This is a genomic window from Kribbella sp. NPDC051936 (assembly GCF_040680955.1).
In the GTDB taxonomy this organism is placed as follows: Bacteria; Actinomycetota; Actinomycetes; order Propionibacteriales; family Kribbellaceae; genus Kribbella.
Genome location: NZ_JBFAXS010000016.1, coordinates 1 through 16,992, shown reverse-complemented (window position 1 = coordinate 16,992; position 16,992 = coordinate 1). Strand labels below are relative to the sequence as shown.

At 64.7% G+C, this 16,992-nt stretch carries 14 protein-coding genes; 11 read left to right on the top strand and 3 right to left on the bottom strand.

What is annotated here, in order from left to right; genetic code table 11:
* Positions 1-93: 93 nt before the first annotated feature.
* On the bottom strand, positions 94-1,938 hold the full coding sequence (locus AB0L64_RS39620; RefSeq protein ID WP_363718115.1) for an NACHT domain-containing protein: 1,845 nt from the start codon (positions 1,936-1,938) through the stop codon (positions 94-96).
* Positions 1,939-2,782: 844 nt separating this feature from the next.
* Between AB0L64_RS39620 and AB0L64_RS39615 the strand changes: the two genes are divergently transcribed.
* The 6 genes from AB0L64_RS39615 (at position 2,783) to AB0L64_RS39590 (ending at position 8,633) form a co-directional block, all read left to right on the top strand.
* The gene (locus AB0L64_RS39615) at positions 2,783-3,781 is read left to right on the top strand and encodes a CBASS oligonucleotide cyclase (RefSeq protein ID WP_363718114.1); all 999 of its coding nucleotides are present in this window, start codon (positions 2,783-2,785) and stop codon (positions 3,779-3,781) included.
* A gap of 1 nt (position 3,782) precedes the next feature.
* Positions 3,783-4,286: a hypothetical protein gene (locus AB0L64_RS39610; protein ID WP_363718113.1), complete on the top strand. Its 504-nt coding sequence runs from the start codon at positions 3,783-3,785 to the stop codon at positions 4,284-4,286.
* A 67-nt stretch (positions 4,287-4,353) separates the two neighbouring features.
* Positions 4,354-5,295 (top strand): AAA family ATPase, encoded by a 942-nt coding sequence (locus tag AB0L64_RS39605; protein ID WP_363718112.1) that lies wholly within the window; start codon positions 4,354-4,356, stop codon positions 5,293-5,295.
* Positions 5,292-6,752, top strand: a complete 1,461-nt coding sequence (locus AB0L64_RS39600; RefSeq protein ID WP_363718111.1) for an SAVED domain-containing protein — start codon at positions 5,292-5,294, stop codon at positions 6,750-6,752. Before AB0L64_RS39605 ends, AB0L64_RS39600 begins: the two co-directional genes overlap by 4 nt.
* 996 nt (positions 6,753-7,748) lie before the next feature.
* Positions 7,749-8,219, top strand: a complete 471-nt coding sequence (locus AB0L64_RS39595) for a carboxymuconolactone decarboxylase family protein (RefSeq protein WP_363718110.1) — start codon at positions 7,749-7,751, stop codon at positions 8,217-8,219.
* A gap of 57 nt (positions 8,220-8,276) precedes the next feature.
* Positions 8,277-8,633, top strand: a complete 357-nt coding sequence (locus tag AB0L64_RS39590; protein ID WP_363718109.1) for a hypothetical protein — start codon at positions 8,277-8,279, stop codon at positions 8,631-8,633.
* A 3-nt stretch (positions 8,634-8,636) separates the two neighbouring features.
* On the opposite strand, the gene AB0L64_RS39585 is transcribed toward AB0L64_RS39590, so the two are convergent.
* On the bottom strand, positions 8,637-11,414 hold the full coding sequence (locus tag AB0L64_RS39585; protein ID WP_363718108.1) for an AAA family ATPase: 2,778 nt from the start codon (positions 11,412-11,414) through the stop codon (positions 8,637-8,639).
* Between the two features lie 192 nt (positions 11,415-11,606).
* Here AB0L64_RS39585 and AB0L64_RS39580 point away from each other — a divergent pair, with 192 nt between their 5' ends.
* Together AB0L64_RS39580 and AB0L64_RS39575 are read left to right on the top strand one after the other, a co-directional pair.
* Positions 11,607-12,542: an NADP-dependent oxidoreductase gene (locus AB0L64_RS39580; RefSeq protein WP_363718107.1), complete on the top strand. Its 936-nt coding sequence runs from the start codon at positions 11,607-11,609 to the stop codon at positions 12,540-12,542.
* Positions 12,539-13,219 carry an alpha/beta hydrolase gene (locus tag AB0L64_RS39575; protein WP_363718106.1) on the top strand — a complete coding sequence of 227 codons (681 nt, stop codon included), beginning with the start codon at positions 12,539-12,541 and terminating at the stop codon, positions 13,217-13,219. The genes AB0L64_RS39580 and AB0L64_RS39575 overlap by 4 nt, the downstream gene beginning before the upstream one ends.
* 10 nt (positions 13,220-13,229) lie before the next feature.
* Here the strand turns inward: AB0L64_RS39575 and AB0L64_RS39570 are convergent, their stop codons facing one another.
* A complete protein-coding gene (locus tag AB0L64_RS39570; RefSeq protein ID WP_363718105.1) occupies positions 13,230-13,823 on the bottom strand; it encodes a TetR/AcrR family transcriptional regulator in 594 nt (197 codons plus the stop codon).
* 109 nt (positions 13,824-13,932) lie between these two features.
* On the opposite strand from AB0L64_RS39570, the gene pdhA reads away from it, so the two are divergent.
* The 3 genes from pdhA to AB0L64_RS39555 form a co-directional block, all read left to right on the top strand.
* A complete protein-coding gene (pdhA, locus tag AB0L64_RS39565) occupies positions 13,933-15,012 on the top strand; it encodes a pyruvate dehydrogenase (acetyl-transferring) E1 component subunit alpha (protein ID WP_363718104.1) in 1,080 nt (359 codons plus the stop codon).
* Positions 15,009-16,004 (top strand): alpha-ketoacid dehydrogenase subunit beta, encoded by a 996-nt coding sequence (locus tag AB0L64_RS39560; protein ID WP_363718103.1) that lies wholly within the window; start codon positions 15,009-15,011, stop codon positions 16,002-16,004. Before pdhA ends, AB0L64_RS39560 begins: the two co-directional genes overlap by 4 nt.
* A 43-nt stretch (positions 16,005-16,047) precedes the next feature.
* Positions 16,048-16,992: dihydrolipoamide acetyltransferase family protein (locus AB0L64_RS39555; protein ID WP_363718102.1), on the top strand; the 945-nt coding region annotated here is incomplete at its 3' end.

The following is a 16,992-nucleotide window of genomic DNA, read 5'->3' as shown; positions in this document are numbered from 1 at the left end:
GCCCGCGAAAATGGCAGCGACGACGTAGCTGAGCGACGCAGGAGCAGCCGATCGCGTGGCGGGACTGGGCCTGACAGCCGCCAAGTCATTTCTTCACCGGGTGAAGTGCAATTGAACTTCGCGATGGCGAAACTGAGTGGCTGAGCCCGACACACGGAGGACGCCTGCTCGATAGGCCCAGTCGAGAAAACCCAACAGGTCCACCGGGAGCTCACCTGACTTGACCTTCGCGCGGATGTAAAGACGGTGCTGGACGTACCAACGTCCAGCACCCGACGCAAGGAACCCGAGCGGCACCCCCTGGAACAGCCCGACGGCTAACGCGGACGAAAGAGTGGCCAGCATGGCTTCTGTCAGCCCGACAACGACTCCACCCAAGATTGACATGAGCAGCACCGCTGTGAGCGCCTGCCGATGCGGCTCGCTCGGCGTGCCGGCCGACTCGTGAATCGCCGTCAACCCACGCGCCAGCCCAATGACCAGACCGGCCAACGCGCCGAGCGCCAACCCTGCTCCGATCCCAACCACTAGGGCACCGACCGCACTCGTCAGGATCGCCCGCCTCCCGGATGGCGCCTCCGGCCCGAGAAATACGACGCCGAACATGAGTAACACGACCACAAACGGCCCGGCCTTTGTGCCTTCCCACAAAGCAGACCGCAGCGTCGGCCGGAACTGCGGCGACCTAGCCTGCCGGAGATCGACCCGCGGCGGAATCCTCCAACTCTTCGACAAACCGAGGTACGCCGCACATCCCAGCGCGCAGACCGCGATCCCAACATTGAACGTCGAATTCAAGATCGTTGTGCGGGCCCCAGCGTCGAGAACGCGGCCGCAGACCCAAAGCACCACGATCACGAGCGTGAGGAGCGCAGCGGCCTTGAAGCGAATCCTGCGACCCGGCGGGTCGCCGTCGAACCGCCACATCCCGTCCGGCGTGATATCCGTCGCAGAAGCCCCCGACCCAGATGAACGGACGAGGAGAAGGGCAAGCGTTCGCAGCCACTGTTCAACCTGTGCCGCCTCGTAGTGGGAGCCATCCTGGCGGGGGTGATGCCTCACAACTGCAGGGACGTAGCGGTCGATGAGATGGCGATCGAGCTCGGCTTCATCCAACTCGCACAGCGCCTTCGGTCTGGTATTGCCATCCTCGTAGATGGTCAGCGCGAGGAACAGCCGCAGCGGCGAGGAGAGGCATCTCGCGAGCCGGCCGTTCGGATGCTTGCGAAGAACCGCGAAGACCGACCGCCAACGATCGCGCTGATCCGGTTGCGGTAGCCGATGCTCAAGCCATCCAAGGATCTGGCCACATTCAAGCGGCTGCACGGCAACCGCGGTCGCATCCTCTAGTGCACATCCATCTGCTGCCAGGCACCTGTACCGTTCTGTCCGGCAGGTCAGGACCACTGTCGCCGGCGACGATCCGACTGGCAGATTGAGGGCGGCGAGAAGCTGGCGTGCTCGTACGTTCACCCCATCGTCCGGATCCATCTCGTCAAGGCCATCAAGTATCGGAAGCACCCAGCCACCGGCAACCAAGGCATTGGCGGTCGTTGGACGAACGCCGTGTACCTCCACCAACTGATCAGCGATCCAGCGATCGAACTCAGCGCGGACCTCGGTTACCGCCGATGCAGTCGTCGTGAAAGACGCGAGACTCAGCCGCACTGGGGTACGGCAGTGATCTACCGTGCCACTGGACGGTCGCTCGGCTGCGAGATCGAGCAACATACGCAGGACCAGGACGGTCTTGCCTGCCCCAGCTTCTCCGAGAACGACCAACCTGCCGCGCTGAAGGCTCTGATAGTAGTCGGCAATTGTCGACAGAGAGCCTGACTCGCCGCCTCCATCGTTGCGCCATCTGACGAAGGTCGCGTCCGGCTGGTTGAAACCAAGGTCCGCTGGTCTCGGATCTCCGGTGTCGCCGAGCAATTGCACAAGGGCTCGCGCCTCAGCCGTCAAGATGGCGGATGTCAGCGCTCGGGCCTGCTCGGCAAGCCATCCGGTATCTCCGACTCGCGGGCGAGATCTGAACTCATAAACAGCGACGAGGACAGCGGCCAGGCTGACTGGGAGCGCCAGAACTCCGGCGATACCCGGGCCGTCTGACGGGCCGGTTCGCAGGAGTAGCAACCACGCTGGAACCACCAGCAGAGTCGCAACCCCGACGGCTACCGCTGCGGAGAGATACAACCGCCCGCGTCTTCCCACCGAGCCCCCCGACGTTCGCCAACAAACAGACGTCAATATATTCGGCGGCACCGACAGGCGCCCGTCAGCGGCAATCATCGACGCGCCTTTGGTCCGCCACTGGCGGATCCCGTCCTGGGTGTTCCGGATCGTGCCGGCGAGCCGTGCGACGGGCTGAGTGCCGAATGCGCCGAGCAGTCGGGCCTAGGCGCATCGCCCGCGCGACTCAAGCGCTTGACAGAACATATCCCCGCGGGGGGCCCGCCGGACCACAACATGTTGTGGTTCAGTCGCCACCACGTGCTAATCTGCTGAAATTACAGAAGCGTAACTTTGGTTAGCAGTCTCAAGACCAGAGTGCTAGCAAACTGTCGACCGTGGGCGGTAAGCTAGCTCGGCAGTACCAGACAAGACGAAGGCCCTGAGTCGACGTGATGTCTGATCTCAGGGCCTACGCGTGTTGCTTCGACACTTCACAGTGTAGGACCTAGAGGTGCATGCAGACAGTCCTGCGTGCCCTCGAAGACGAGATCATTCTCACTGCGACTCCTCGGCCCAGTCACGCCTTGACCGGACAACCTGAGGAGAACCAATGCATGAGCAGGTGACGCATGCCCACCTGGCGACCTACGCGAGCGAAAAGGTCAATGTTCCGCCAGAGAAGGCGAAAGCCCGCCGCAGTCAGACTGCCTACCTGCGCTCCCGGCTCGAGAGCTATATCGCAGCACATCCCGACTACGACCTGGTGAAGATGCGAGCCTCGGGAAGCGTTGCCAAACACACCGCGATTCGCAGCAGCTCCGACACTGATGTTGCCGCCTATGTGCGAGCCGCGGCGGTCGGTGGCATCGGCGTCAACGAGTCCCAGCTACTCGAGTGGCTGCGGGACCGGTGCATCGAGGTGTACGGCGCGACCAAAGACGCCGAGGACTTTCAGATCTCCAGGCATGCTGTTGGCATCACCATGCGCGGCAGCGGGCTGAAGATCGATGTCGCGCCTGTGCTCTACGAGGGTGAGCCGAATGACCGTGGGCACCTCGTGACTAGTTCCGGCGATCGAGTGCTCACCTCGGTCACGCAGCACCTCGAGTTCCTGAACAAGCGCAAGAACGTTGCTGGTTCGGAATACAAGGAGTTCATCCGGCTCGTCAAGCACTTCATCAGCAGGGCGAAGCACGAATCTGCCGCTGTGCAGGAACTGCGATTCAAGAGCTTCCTGGCGGAACTGATCGTCGCTCACTTGTGGGATCAGGGATGGAACGGTGAAGGGCTAGCTGTGAAAGACTACCCGCGCGCGTTCGAGCAGTTCCTGGGCTACATCGTCGCCACTCAGCTACAGACCCCGGTCGTCTTCACCGACTACTACAGAGCAGGGGATGTTGCCGAGTCCTCGGACCCGATCCAAGTGTGGGATCCGGTCAACCCGACGAACAACGTCACAGCCGATTACAACGAGGCAGACCGCCAGCGGTTGGTCGAGCGTTGCGCCGACGCACTGGACCAAGTCACTTGGGCGGCGATGACGACTTCCAAAGGAGCCGCTGTCGAGGCATGGCGCTCACTCTTCGGTCCTACGTTCTCGGTGGCCTGACATGACTACCTCGATGACGCGAACCTCAACGTTCACCATCACCGACGCACGTTACGTCTCCAGCAAGCTCGGCGCGGATCTTCGAAATCTGAACATCCGGTATGGCCAACCGGCCCTTTCAACGATCGACGACTTCGTCGAGGAGACAGCTCAGTACTTGAAGGCCGGCTACCTGGAGTCGGTGGACTTCGGTTTCAAAGATGGCGATCGATGGATCCTGCGGCTGCGCTACGTCGCAGCCGCAGGCGGCCAGCTGCGTGATGAGGCGCCAGGTCGACTTCCGAGCGCCACACAGGTCAGAGGCTACACGTTCCATAGCTATCTCAAGCGGAACGGCGCCTTCAACGCTCTCGGGTCTGCTGCTCAGGTCGCCTTTACGGACGGTCTACCAATTCAACGCAGCGCCGGTCTCGAGCCATCAGCGTTTGGTGGGCAGCACGGCAACCAAGCGCAGTACGCACGCAACGGCGCCGGCCTCGACCGGACTGTCTACAGCGTCTTCTAGCAGCTCTGCGTGGGCCATCCGGCCGGCACGTACGTCTTCTACGCTCCCCTGTTCTGGAGAACGACTAATGACCGACGACAACGATCTCTTCCATCCCGTCATCAATCTGCCCGAGGAAGTGCGTGAACGGCGTTATGCGAGGCTCGTAGGCGTCGACGACATCAAGGCCCGCCTCCGCAAGGAGGCGGCCGTGCTCGCTGACCCATCGGTCCTGAATCGTTGGGCAGCTGAATTCCACCCCGCCCTCCCGGCCGATCCCGAAGGCTTCGTCCTCTTGCAAGATCGCGCGCCGCTGCTCTTGTTTGCCGGTGACGTCGGGTCCGGCAAGTCCGCGCTGGCCGAGAGCTTTGGTTGCGACCTCGGAACGTACCTGGGAGTCGATGTCACGCTCTTTCGCCTGAAGCTGACTGCCCGTGGTACCGGCCATGTCGGCGAGATGTCGGCCTTGATCGGCGAGGCGTTCCAAACGGTCACCCGGGAGGCCAAGCTCGGCCGCGGAGCCGATGGGTCACTGCGGGCGGTGACCGTCATGGTCGTCGACGAAGCTGATGCACTCCTGCAGTCGCGCGAAGCCACGCAGATGCATCATGAGGATCGTGCCGGCGTGAACGCGTTCTTGGCTGGCATCGACGAGTTCGCGGGCACTCGCATCCCGCTGCTCGTTGTCATGTGCACCAACCGCCTTGGATCGATGGACCCAGCCGTCCGGCGCCGCGCCGCGGCGATATTTGAGTTCGGACGGCCTAACGCTCATCAGCGCAAACAAGTGCTCAACGACGCGTTCGCGGGATTTGGGCTGCCTGAGGAGTCCATCGACAAACTGGTTCTCGCGACTGGCGAGCAGACGGACGGCCGAGTCGGATTCACCTACTCTGACCTGACTCAGCGATTGGTCCCTTCGGCGATCCTCGCGGCATATCCGGACTCCGCAATCACCGCAGACGCCCTCCTCGCGTTGGCCGAGGACCTCGGGCCGACACCCGAATTTCGGGACCGGGCAGCATCGTGAGACTTCCTGCGCGAGGTGCAGCGATCCGAGGCGACGACTACCAGCACATCATCGGGCTTTACTACGCTGCATGCGTCCTGACCGACCCCAACCTCGAGTCGGTCAGCATTGAGGACGCTGACGGAGGCGCGTTCGACGACATCGTCGTCCGGGCGACGGCATCGTCTGGGAAGCCGCACCTCTACATCCAAGTCAAATCAGGCGTGCACCGCGACACTGTCATCGACCATGAGTGGCTGACCAGCAAACGCACACAGCGAAGTAAAAGCCCCCTCCAACGCCTCCATCAGACCTGGGCAGCGGCCGTTGTCAGACAGGAAGACGCTGTATTCAGGCTGCTGACCAACAAGAACTTCGACCACGCTGACCCAATTCTTGGACTGATCGACAACCAGACGGACAAGATCCCCCAGCGCACGCTGGATGGGCTCACACCGACGAGTGCAGGCGGTCGACAAATCCAGTCTTGGGCAGATCAGCTGGATGTTTCCGTGGACGAACTAAAGCGCTTCGTGGCTGCGGTCGAGTTCGTACACGGCGAAGCCGACCACTCCTGGGCAACCCGAGCAGGCGCGTACCTGCGCAACGCCGGCCTCCGAAGCGACGACGACGCCATCGCACGAGGGCGCGAGATGGTCCGAGGCTGGGTCACGTCGGGGGCTGGCATCCGAACAACTGACGACATCCGCGCCGAGGTTGCGACCATGGGGCTGCTCGCGCGTGACGGCGAGCTTGTCCTGGCAATACATGCCATCGATCGAACCAGGTCGGCAGACCGGCCGAATGCCCAGATCGATATCGTCGACCTGTACCCAGACGTCGATCCGTTCCAGCGCAGAGAACTCTTGGATCCATCCGCATGGGACGAAGTCGTTCTTCCGAAACTGACTGCAGCCAAGCGAGACCTCGAAGGCTTCAACAGTCGACGACTTCACATCGCCGCCAGCATGCGCCTGCCCCTCTACTTCGCCGTAGGCAGAACGTTCCCTGATGTCGGCAGCTGGGTCCTCTCGACGGATCAGCGCGGCGTCGTGTGGGCCACCGCCGTCGAGCATGAAGACGCGATCCTCGACGTTCGCTCGGACGAGCACCTGGGAGACGGTCCGGACCTGGCCGTCGGCATCGCGCTCACCCACGACCCGGCGCCCGACGTTCGTAAGTACATCTTGGCCTCCGGACTCGCCGTTGGACGGCTTCTTTCGTTGTCGACTCCTGATGGCCCGAGCAGCACCTCGGTTCCAGGCCCTGGCTGGGCCGCCAGTTGGGTGCGTAGAGCCCGCGAACACGTACGCGCAGTCGTTCGTGAGATGAACGCCGCCAAGGTCCACCTGTTCATCGCCTCACCCGCCGGTGTTGCCATGTTCCTCGGCCACGATTGGAACCTCTTGCCGACGACCCTCGTCTACGACCATGTCGGAACACCGGGCTATAGCCCGACTATGACTCTTCTCGGGTAGCAGCGTCCAAGAACTCGTGCAGGCATCACCCAACGCTTGGCGCACTGCAGGGCACGCACCTCTTTACGCACCCCAATCAGCGGGAGAAGATGGTGAGCGATGAGAGCCGATGCGAACGTGACCTTCCCAGATTCCCTTACCGGTAAGGGATTTCGCGCATCATCGATAACGATGATCAGGCTCAGCTGGAATTCAGTAGGTATAGGATTCGACGGTCGCGGTGACCTCCGGTCTCTCGCCTGGCCGCGGCCACGCTCGGCTTGTTCGTTCGCAGGCCGGCGCTGAGGTCTTCGGGGCTCCAACGTTGATCTCGGTCTGGATTGGCGAGCCGAGGAGAATTTCGTGGCGTTCGCGAAGAATCAGTGGGCCAGGTCGATGACGTAGCCCGACCGGGGTGTGAAGCGGGAGCGAAACGAGAAGCGGTGAGCGCCCAGGGAAGCGGCGGCTGGGGCTTGGATCGATCCCCACTGGACGAGAAGTCGAAGGCTTCGAGTCCAAGACCGAGGCGCTCCCGTACGCGATTGGCAAGGATCGGGATCGGGATGACCATCTGGATCCGAACGCCGGCAAGGTGCGACTGTTTGGGTTCCTCCAAGATGCCCCTCTGATCTTGGGCGACTCACTTCTTGAGCCGCCCAGGCCGATGACCAATATTCGTCCCGTTGACCACCGGTTGCTGGGCTGTCACAGAGCAGTGACGGAGTAGGCGGAGCACCAAGCCGCCGGCCGGTCGTCCTGATTCGGACAGCGACATCCGCCTCAGCTCCTAACGCAGTCGAACAAGCCGCCGAGGCGGCGTGGTCAGGGTGTGTCCCGACAACCCCAGGGCCCGACTGACTGCGGACATGCTCGAGTCCGTCGGTTACAGGCGAACGTCCGAATTCCTTTGCGGGAAACGGGACCTCCTAGCGCCACAAGCCGGACGATCGACAGGCACGGCGATATCCGGTCAATCGCCAGATGCCGCCGCGATCGGATCGCGCCTACGGTCCGATCATGGCAGAGAGAATCCAAGTCATTCCTGAGGCGCCTGAGGCGTACGAGTTGTTGCTGGCTCTCAACAGTTCCGCCGACAGGTCGGCGGCCGGTGCGGGTATCGAGAAGCAGCTGGTCGAGCTGGTCAAGATCAGGACGTCGATGCTGAACGGTTGTGTGTTCTGCGTCGATATGCACACCCATGCGGCGCGTCATCTCGGCGAGACCGACCGGCGGATCGATCTGCTCGCGGTCTGGCGAGAGGCCGACCTCTACACGACGCGGGAGCGCGCCGCCCTCGCACTGGCGGAGGCGCTGACGAAACTGTCCAAGACACAGGAAGTTCCGGACGATGTCTACGACCAGGCGCTGGCCGCATTCACTCCCGAGCAGTACTGCGCCATGGTCTGGATCGTCACGGTCTACAACGCCTTCAACCGGCTGAGTGTGTGCAGCCGGACGCCGCTGCCGCCGACGCCGATGGAGGTTTGAGCGATGTCTGCATCTGAGACTGCCGCACCGGCCAAGAGGCGCCGGATCCAAGCGGTCGTGACCTGGACGACCTTGTTCGGTGCGGTCTTCTTCATCGTGTTCGGGGTCTGGGCTTTGCTCTGGCCGCACAATTTCTACGACACGGTCGCGGAGTTTCCACCGTTCAACCTGCATCTGTTCCACGATGCCGGCGCATTCCAGCTCGGCATCGGCGCTGCGCTCGTGGGCGCGGTCCTCTGGTCCGATGCCGTCTTCGTCGCCTTGCTCGGCGGATCCGTGGCTGCGGTCGTCCATGCCATCTCGCACGTCGTCGATCGGGAGCTCGGCGGCAATGCGAGTGGGCCGTGGTCGCTCAGCGGGTTAGCCCTTCTGCTCGTGACGGCCACTGCGCTGCGCGTTGCATCCCGCCGCTGATCCTCACGAATGGTCCTCACCAAGAACATCCAGTTGGCCGAGCTCGACCCGAGAACGGATGCCGAGCTTTCGGAAGATGTTCTGCAGGTGGTATCCGACCGTGCGGGGACTCAGGAACAGCTGCGCCCCGATCTCCCGATTGCTTGATCCGTCCCTGGCCAGCCGCGCCACTTGCAGCTCCTGCGGGGTCAACTTTGTGTTCGGTGCCGCGGCACCAGCACCGCTCCGGCGGGTACTCCCAGCCGCTCTGAGTTCGCTCTCGGCCCGGCGCATCCACGGTTCGGCCCGCAGTTGCTCGAATGTGTTCAGAGCGGCGCGCAGCGGGCGCCGTGCCTCAACGCGTCGCCGCTGTCTCCGCAGCCATTCGCCGTACAGCAGCTGAGTACGCGCACGATCGAACGGCCGTGACTGGCCGGTGTCGTCGGCTTCGCCGTGCAAGGCGAGCGCCTCGGTGTAGAGCTGGTCGGCCACGTCCACGTCGTCGGCCACCAGCGCACGGCACCGCGCATCGAGCGCCCTCGCGTGGACGAGACCGCTCGATGCCGCCCAGGCACTCAGCTGATCGAGGTTCTCCTTCATCTCGTCGGCGCGACCGAGCCTTGCTGCGGCCTCGACCAGATCGGGGGTGCGTATGACCGCCACCAACGGATGTTCCGCGGAACCGCTGGCGAAGGGCCGCGACTGCTCCAAGGTCTCGGCGGGCCGACCGAGCCCGAGGTCCAGCAGGCTCAACGCCCACCGGCCGAATGCGACGGTCGGAGCGATCCCTCGAGCCTCGGCGTGTCCCAATGCCAGCGCCGCGAGCTCATGACACGACTCGGACTTGCCGGCCACCGCATCGAGCCATGCAAGGAGGGCTTGGAAATGACAGCTGCGGTTGGTCAGACCGAGAGCATTCGCCAGCTCCAGTCCTTCTGTCGCATTCGCTCTCGCGAATCGGTGCCGCCCGACCAGTACGTCGAGCGTGGCAAGCACCTGCAGGGCCAGCACCAGGAGGTCCAGGCGGCCAGTGCTACGGCATCTCTGAACGGCGGCTTCGACTGCCTCGATCGCAGCCGCGTCGTCGGCAGTCGCCATCGACGCCACGGCGCGAAGCACGAGCTCCAAGGGCTCCTGCTGCTCACCGAGTATTGCCTCGGCGGCACCGTCCATCGGCCTGTGGCGCGAGCCCGTCCCGGAGAGCTTCTGCAGCTGATCGGTGAGCTTCAGAACTGTGCGAACCAGCGGGAGACGCTGGCTGCGCCGCGGGAGAACGACGGCAGACAGGGCCTGCGACGCCTGCGAAGCCCGCTCCAGGTCGTTGCTGAACCAGGCGTTCTTCGCAGCATCGACCAGCATGAGCGCGGCCAACTCCGAGTCCTCGGCCGCGACCTGTTCCCAGTCCGTCATCAGCAAGCGGTGCACCGTCCCCTGCTCGCCGCTGTCGAAGGCTATGTGGGCCCGGAGGAGCCGAATTCGTGCCCGGGTCACAACACCCTCAGCCAGCTTTTCGGCCTCGTCGGCCAACGCCTCCGCCCGCACCGGATGACCGGCCCTGTTGGCTGCATCGGCGGCCCCGACCAGCCGACGCGCTCTTGTCTCGACCAAGCAGGTCAACCGTGCGGATTTCTCCATCGCCACAGCCGCGGACGAAGGGGCGCCGCGCTGCAGCGCCCGGAGGCCGCTGCGTTCCAGCTCATCAGCGGCGACCTCGTCGGGACCGACAGCGGAGGCGGCCAGCTGCCACGCTCTCCGGTCCGGCTCGAGCTCTGGGTCGAGAGCCTCGGCCAGCGCCCGGTGGATCGAGAGGCGCTCGCTCAACCGCGCCGACCTGTATACCGCCGCCCGTAGCAGCGGATGCCGGAAGACGACTCGTGGCCCAGCAATCGTGTCTTCCGTCCGCACCAGGCCGGCTTCCACCGCACTGTCGAGCGCCTCGATGCCGACCCCGAGAGCCCGCGCGGCGCGCAGCGCCGCGGCAAGGTCCCCAGCATCGTCCGCGGCGAGCGTCAAGAGAAGCCGATGTGTTGGCTCCTCGATCCGCGCCAGTTGCTTCGCGTAGTGCTGCAGGATGCACTCGGGCAGCGGCAATGGACCGACCATCGGATCGATTCCCGCCTGTTGTCCATCGGACAGCGCTCCAGGTAGTTCAGTCAGCGCGAGAGGGTTACCGGCTGTCTCCCGGACGACCCTTTCGGCGATCTGTGGCGACAGTTCCGGGTGACACTGCGACAGCAGTTCCATCGCAGACTGCACATCCAAACCCTCGACACGCAGCTCTGTGGCACCCGGCAGCGACACTCCGTTGGACGGACGTGTTGCCACGAGCAACATCACGGACTCGTCGTGAATGCGATTGGCGACGAACGACAGAACATCGACAGACGGCCGGTCCAGCCATTGGATGTCGTCAACAAAGCACATCACCGGTTGCTCGCTCGCAGATTCGGAGAGCAACGTCAGCGCACCGAGGGTCACCTGAAGGCGATCGGTCGGCCGCAGCGGCATCAGCCCGAAGGCTCCGCGAATGGCTGTGGCCTGCGCGAGAGGCAGGTCACCGACGCGTGGCAGCAACGGACGGAACAACTGGTGAAGCGCGGCGAATGGCAACTCCGCCTCGCTCTGTAGGCCGGTGGTACGGAGCACTGTCGCGCCAACTGTGTGCTCGGCCGCGAAGTCCAGCAGCGCTGACTTGCCCACACCCGGTTCGCCGGAGAGCATCAACGATCCGCCGTGACCGCCTCGTGTCTCGTCAATGAGACGCTCGATCGCAGCCTGCTCCACTTGTCTGCCGTACAACATAGGTGAACGCTACGTTCCTTTACCGACACGGGAGGGTCCAAGTTTAGTCACACGGGTTGACGGCGGCATCTGTCATCCGACCTGGTTGCCGACGCGCCGCGGCAACGCCCTGGCCCGGTCATCTGACGGATCCGGCTCAGTGTCCGGCTACCTACGCTGACGATCATGAAGATGCGAGCATTTCAGCAACGCGTGTGGGGCGACGACCCGGACGGTTGCGGTCTGATCGAGGTTGACCGGCCGGTGCCCGCCCCGACCGAGGTCCTGGTGAAGGTGCAGGCCGCCGGGGTGAACCCTGTCGACCACTACACCAGGCTGGGTGTGGCCTATAACCGGGTACTGTCCCTCCCCTTCGTCAACGGCTGGGATGTGGCCGGCGTGGTCGAGGAGATCGGATACGGCGTCACGCTGTTCCGGCCCGGCGACCAGGTCTTCGGTATGCCCTGGTTCCCTCGGCGAGCCGGCGCGTACGCCGAGTATGTGACAGCGCCCTCGCGCCACTTCGCGCTGATGCCCGCGAGCCTCAGCTTTTCGGAGGCGGCCGCGTTGCCGCTGGCTGGGCTCACGGCATGGCAGATGCTAGTAGATGTCGGTCAGGTCCAGGCTGGCCAGCGAGTCCTCGTCACCGCGGCCGCAGGCGGTGTGGGGCATCTGGCGGTACAGATCGCCAAGGCTCATGGCGCCCACGTCATCGGCACGGCGCGTTCCGCCAAGCACCGGTTCCTCGACGACCTAGGAGTGGACGAGGCGATCGACTACACGACAACCGACGTCCCGGAAGTGGTCAAGGACGTCGACATCGTGGTCCAGATGTTCGGCGGTGAACAGGCGCTGCAGACGATGGCCTGCCTCCGCCCGGGCGGAGTCATGGTCAACAGCCAGGGTGCCTGGACACCCGGGATGGATCTGCGGGCGGCAGAACTCGGCGTCCGCGCCACCGCCTTTCTGGTCGAGCCAGACGCCGCGGGACTCGAGAACCTGAGCGAATTGATCCAAGCAGGTGACCTCCGTGTCCACGTCGACCGCGAGTTCCCGCTGATCGCCGCTCTCGAGGCGCACGAACTCATCGCAACGGCGAGAACCATCGGAAAGGTTGTGCTCACCATCGACCATGAGGAGGGACGATGAGCAACTTCGTGCTCGTGCACGGCGCCTGGTACGGCGGCTGGTGCTGGGCCCAGGTAGCGCAGCGTCTGCGTGACGCGGGGCATGAGGTCTTCACACCCACGCTGAGCGGTCTCGGCGAGCAGGCCGGGCCCGGCGCGGAGATGATCGACCTGCGGACCCATGCCGTGGACGTCACGAACGTTCTGCTGGAGCACGACCTCGAGGATGTCGTGCTCGTCGGTCACAGCTATGGAGGTCTGGTGGTCCGAGAGGTCGCGGACAGCCTCTCCGGGCGTATCAAGGAGCTCATCCTGGTCGATGCGTGGGCAGGCGGCGACGGCGAGTCTCTGGACTCGCTCGCACCCGCCTTCTTCAAGGCATGGGTCGATTCGGCAACGTCCGAAGGATTGATCGCCGTCCCACCGGCGAGCTCGGTCGGCGTCGTCGACCCCGAACAGGCCGCTTGGATCGAGGAGCGGCTCAGGCCACAGCCACGGCTGACGTTCTCTCAGCCCACCCGTCTGAATGGAGCTGTCGAAGACATCCCCTGCCGTGCGATCGTCTGCACACCCGGCGGACCCATGCCATTCGCCGAACTGGCCAAGGCCTTCGGCTGGCCGACGACGGAAATCGCGTCGGGCCATGACGTGATGACCTTAGCCCCGGACGAACTCGCCGAGATGCTGCTGAAGCCGTGAGCTGACGCGTTCAGTGGTCGAGCCCCAGGGACCGAAGTGCGGCCCTGGCAAGGACCCGTGCCCGGGCACGCGTGGGCGCCGACTCGAGCCCGAGCAGCCGGCGCCGGTGCGGTTCGCCGAGAAGGAGCGCAAACAGCTGCTCGGCCGTGGCTGCCGAATCCGGCATGTTCTCGGCGATCACATCCGACAGCCTGGCCATATACCGCTCCGGTCCGCTCGCGTAGAACCCGGCTGCGAGTTCTGGAAACTGCGATGCCTCGGCGATCACCATCCTGTGCAGGCCAATCGCGATGTCCGAATGCAGCGTCATCACCAGCCGGATTGCCAGCGCCTCGAGACCGTCGGAGCGGCCATCCGGCAGCACCTCCAGAGTCAGCCGACTCACGACTGCCTCGAACACGGCCGCCTTGTCACCGACATAGGCATAGATCGTCCTCTTGGTCACTCTGGCCTGCGCCGCTAGGGCGTCGAGCGTCACTCCGCCATAACCGGACTCGAGGAACAGGTCGATCGCCGCATCGAGAATCTGCTCTCTGCGCACGGCCCGTTCGTCCCCCGTCGGCCGACCGCGCTTGCGCCCGCCCTCCGCCACTGCCTTCTTCATCCATCACCTCTCGAGCTGTTCCAGCAATCATAAATGATACGCTCTCGTGTCATTACGACATGGGCACCGACGCCGATCGGCGCACGGCCCACTTCTACGAGGAGGACCGATGATGTCCCCTGCCGCGAACCGCCCACCCGCGCGTAGCCGGCGCAAGCCACGATCCGAACCGTCCGCCGACCACTCCGAACTCCTTGCCTACTACCGCGAGATGCTCCTGATCCGGCGGTTCGAGGAACGCGCCGCGCGCTCCTACACCGAGGCCGCGATCGGTGGCTACTGCCACCTCAATCTCGGCGAAGAAGCCACCGTCGTCGGGCTGATGAGTGCGCTGGCACGCGACGACTACCTGTTCACCAACTATCGCGAACACGGGTACGCACTCGCGCGCGGCATCGACGCCGGCCGGGTGATGGCTGAGCTGTACGGCCGCCGCGACGGCGTCTCCAAAGGCTGGGGTGGCTCGATGCACCTCTTCGATGCCCAGTCCAGGCTCCTTGGAGGCTATGGGATCGTTGGCGGCCAGCTCCCCCTCGCGACCGGCGCCGCTCTGGCCATTGCTTACCGCGGCGATCACGAAGTGGTGATGTGCCACATGGGCGACGGGACCACCAATATCGGCGCCTTTCACGAGTCGCTGAACCTCGCCGCACTCTGGCGCCTGCCGATTGTGTACGTCGTGGTCAACAACCAGCTGGGTATGGGCACGAGCGTGGAGAAGTCGTCCGCCGAACCGGAGCTCTACAAGCGCGCGGCGGCGTACCGCCTGCAGGGCGAGCGGGTCGACGGCGACGACGTCCTCGCGGTCCGGGAGGCCGCCACCCGCGCGATCGCAGCGGCTCGCGAAGGCCGCCCTTGCTTGCTGGAGACAATGAGCTCACGGCTCCGCGGCCATTCGGTCGTCGACCCCGCGGCGTACCGGACGAAGGACGAGATCGCGGCACTGCGCGCGTCGGACCCGGTGCTCGCGCTCGGCGACAGGTTGCTCCGGATCGGCGCCCTCACGGTCGCGAGTCAGCAGGAGCTGGACGAGTCCGTCGTGGCGGAGGTGCAGGCAGCAGTGAACTTCGCCGAAGCAAGCCCCGCGCCAGATGTCGGCACCCTCTTCGACTACAACTACGCAACCCCGGTGCCGAACGACCTCGAGCGCCTTCCCGCACAACCACTGTTCGGGGCGGTCGGCGCATGACCGTGCTCTCCTACCGTCAAGCCATCCGTGACACCCTCCGGGCCGAGATGGTTCGCGACGAACGAATACTGCTGATCGGCGAAGAGATCGGCGTCTTCGAAGGCTCGTACAAGATCACGGCCGGACTGCTTGCCGAGTTCGGCGAGCAGCGTGTCCGGGACACCCCGATCTCCGAGGAGGGTTTCACCGGAGCGGCGGTCGGTGCCGCGATGCTCGGTCTCCGGCCGGTGGTCGAGCTGATGACGATCAACTTCTCCCTGCTCGCGCTGGACCAGATCGTCAACCACGCGGCCAAGATCCACGGGATGTTCGGCGGCCAGTGCAGCGTGCCGATGGTGATCCGTACGCCGGGAGGCGGTGGCCAGCAGCTCGGCGCCACGCACTCGCAGAACGTCGAGCTGTACTACGCCTTCGTTCCCGGCCTGAAGGTCGTTGCCCCCAGCAATCCGGCAGACGCGAAGGCACTGCTGCTCGCCGCGATCCGGGACGACGACCCCGTGCTCTTTCTCGAGAACCTCTCCCTTTACAACACCAAGGGTGAGGTGCCGGACGGCGACGAACCCGCGGAGATCGGCCGCGCGGCAGTGACCCGAACCGGCCGCAGTATTACTGTGATCGGCTATTCGCGGATGGCCGCGGTCGGCCTCGACGTCGCCGAGAAGCTGGCGCAGGCCGAGGGCATCGATGCCGAAGTCATCGATCTGCGGAGTCTACGCCCGCTCGATCGTGACACCATCGTTCAGTCGGTGCGCAAGACGCACGCGGCGGTCGTCCTCGAGGACGACTGGCTGACCTACGGGATCGGTGCCGAGATCGCGGCGACCATCTCGGACGGAGCCTTCGACCAGCTCGACGCGCCGGTGCGTCGAGTCGCGATGGCCGAGGTACCGCTCCCCTATGCGAAGAACCTGGAGCGGGCGGCGCTGCCGTCTGCCGAGGACGCCGCTACCGCGATCCGCCAGACCCTCGCCGCGGTCGGCCGGATGCCCTGAAATCAGACGCGCTGAATCAGATGCGTTGAGAGGAGTAATACCCATGCCCGAGATCCTGATGCCACGGCTGTCGGACACGATGGAGTCCGGTGTCATCGTTCGCTGGCACAAGCAGGCCGGCGACCAGGTGACCCCCGGTGAGACGTTGGCCGAGATCGAGACGGACAAGGCCGTCATGGAGTACGAGGCCTACGAAGCCGGCGTACTGGGACGCATCCTGGTGCCCGAGGGTGAGGAGGCAGCCATCGGCGCCCCGATCGCGATCCTCGGCAACGAGCAACTGGGCGAGCACCAGGCGCCCGCGCCCGCCCAGCCGCCTCCGTCCGTACCGGTGGATCTACCAACTCAGGCGGAGACGGATCGGCCACCAGCCTCCCCGCTGGCCAGGCGGGATGCTCGGCAGTACGGCGTCGACCTGAGCGAACTGACCGGCAGCGGCCCCGGTGGAAGGATCATCCGCGCGGACGTACGCGCAGCTGCCGCGAAGCCGACGGCACCCCAACTCCCGCCTGAACTCCCGGTCCCAGCCTTACCCACCGCGGCTGCCGAGGTGCAGCTCGGAATGCTGCGCAGAACAAGCGCTCGCCGACTGGCCGAGAGTGCCCGGACCGTACCGCATATCTACCTCACCGCAGTCGCGGACGTAGAAGAGCTCGTCAGGTATCGCAAGGAACTCAACGAGCGGTTGCGGGCAGCCGATCGCCGGGCGGTCAGTCTCAACGACCTGATTGTCCGCGCCTGCGGGCTCGTCCTGCGAAAGCATCCGGACATGAACGCCTCACTCGCCGATGATGTTGTGCACCTGCATTCGCAGATCAACATCGGCATCGCGGTCGCTGCCGACGACGGCCTCCTCGTACCGGTGCTGCGTGCCGCCGATCGCAAGTCCATCACCACGATCGCCGAGGAGTCACAGGATCTGGCCGGACGAGCCCGGCAGCGTCGCCTGCGAGCTGATGAGATGACCGGAGGAACCTTCACGGTCAGC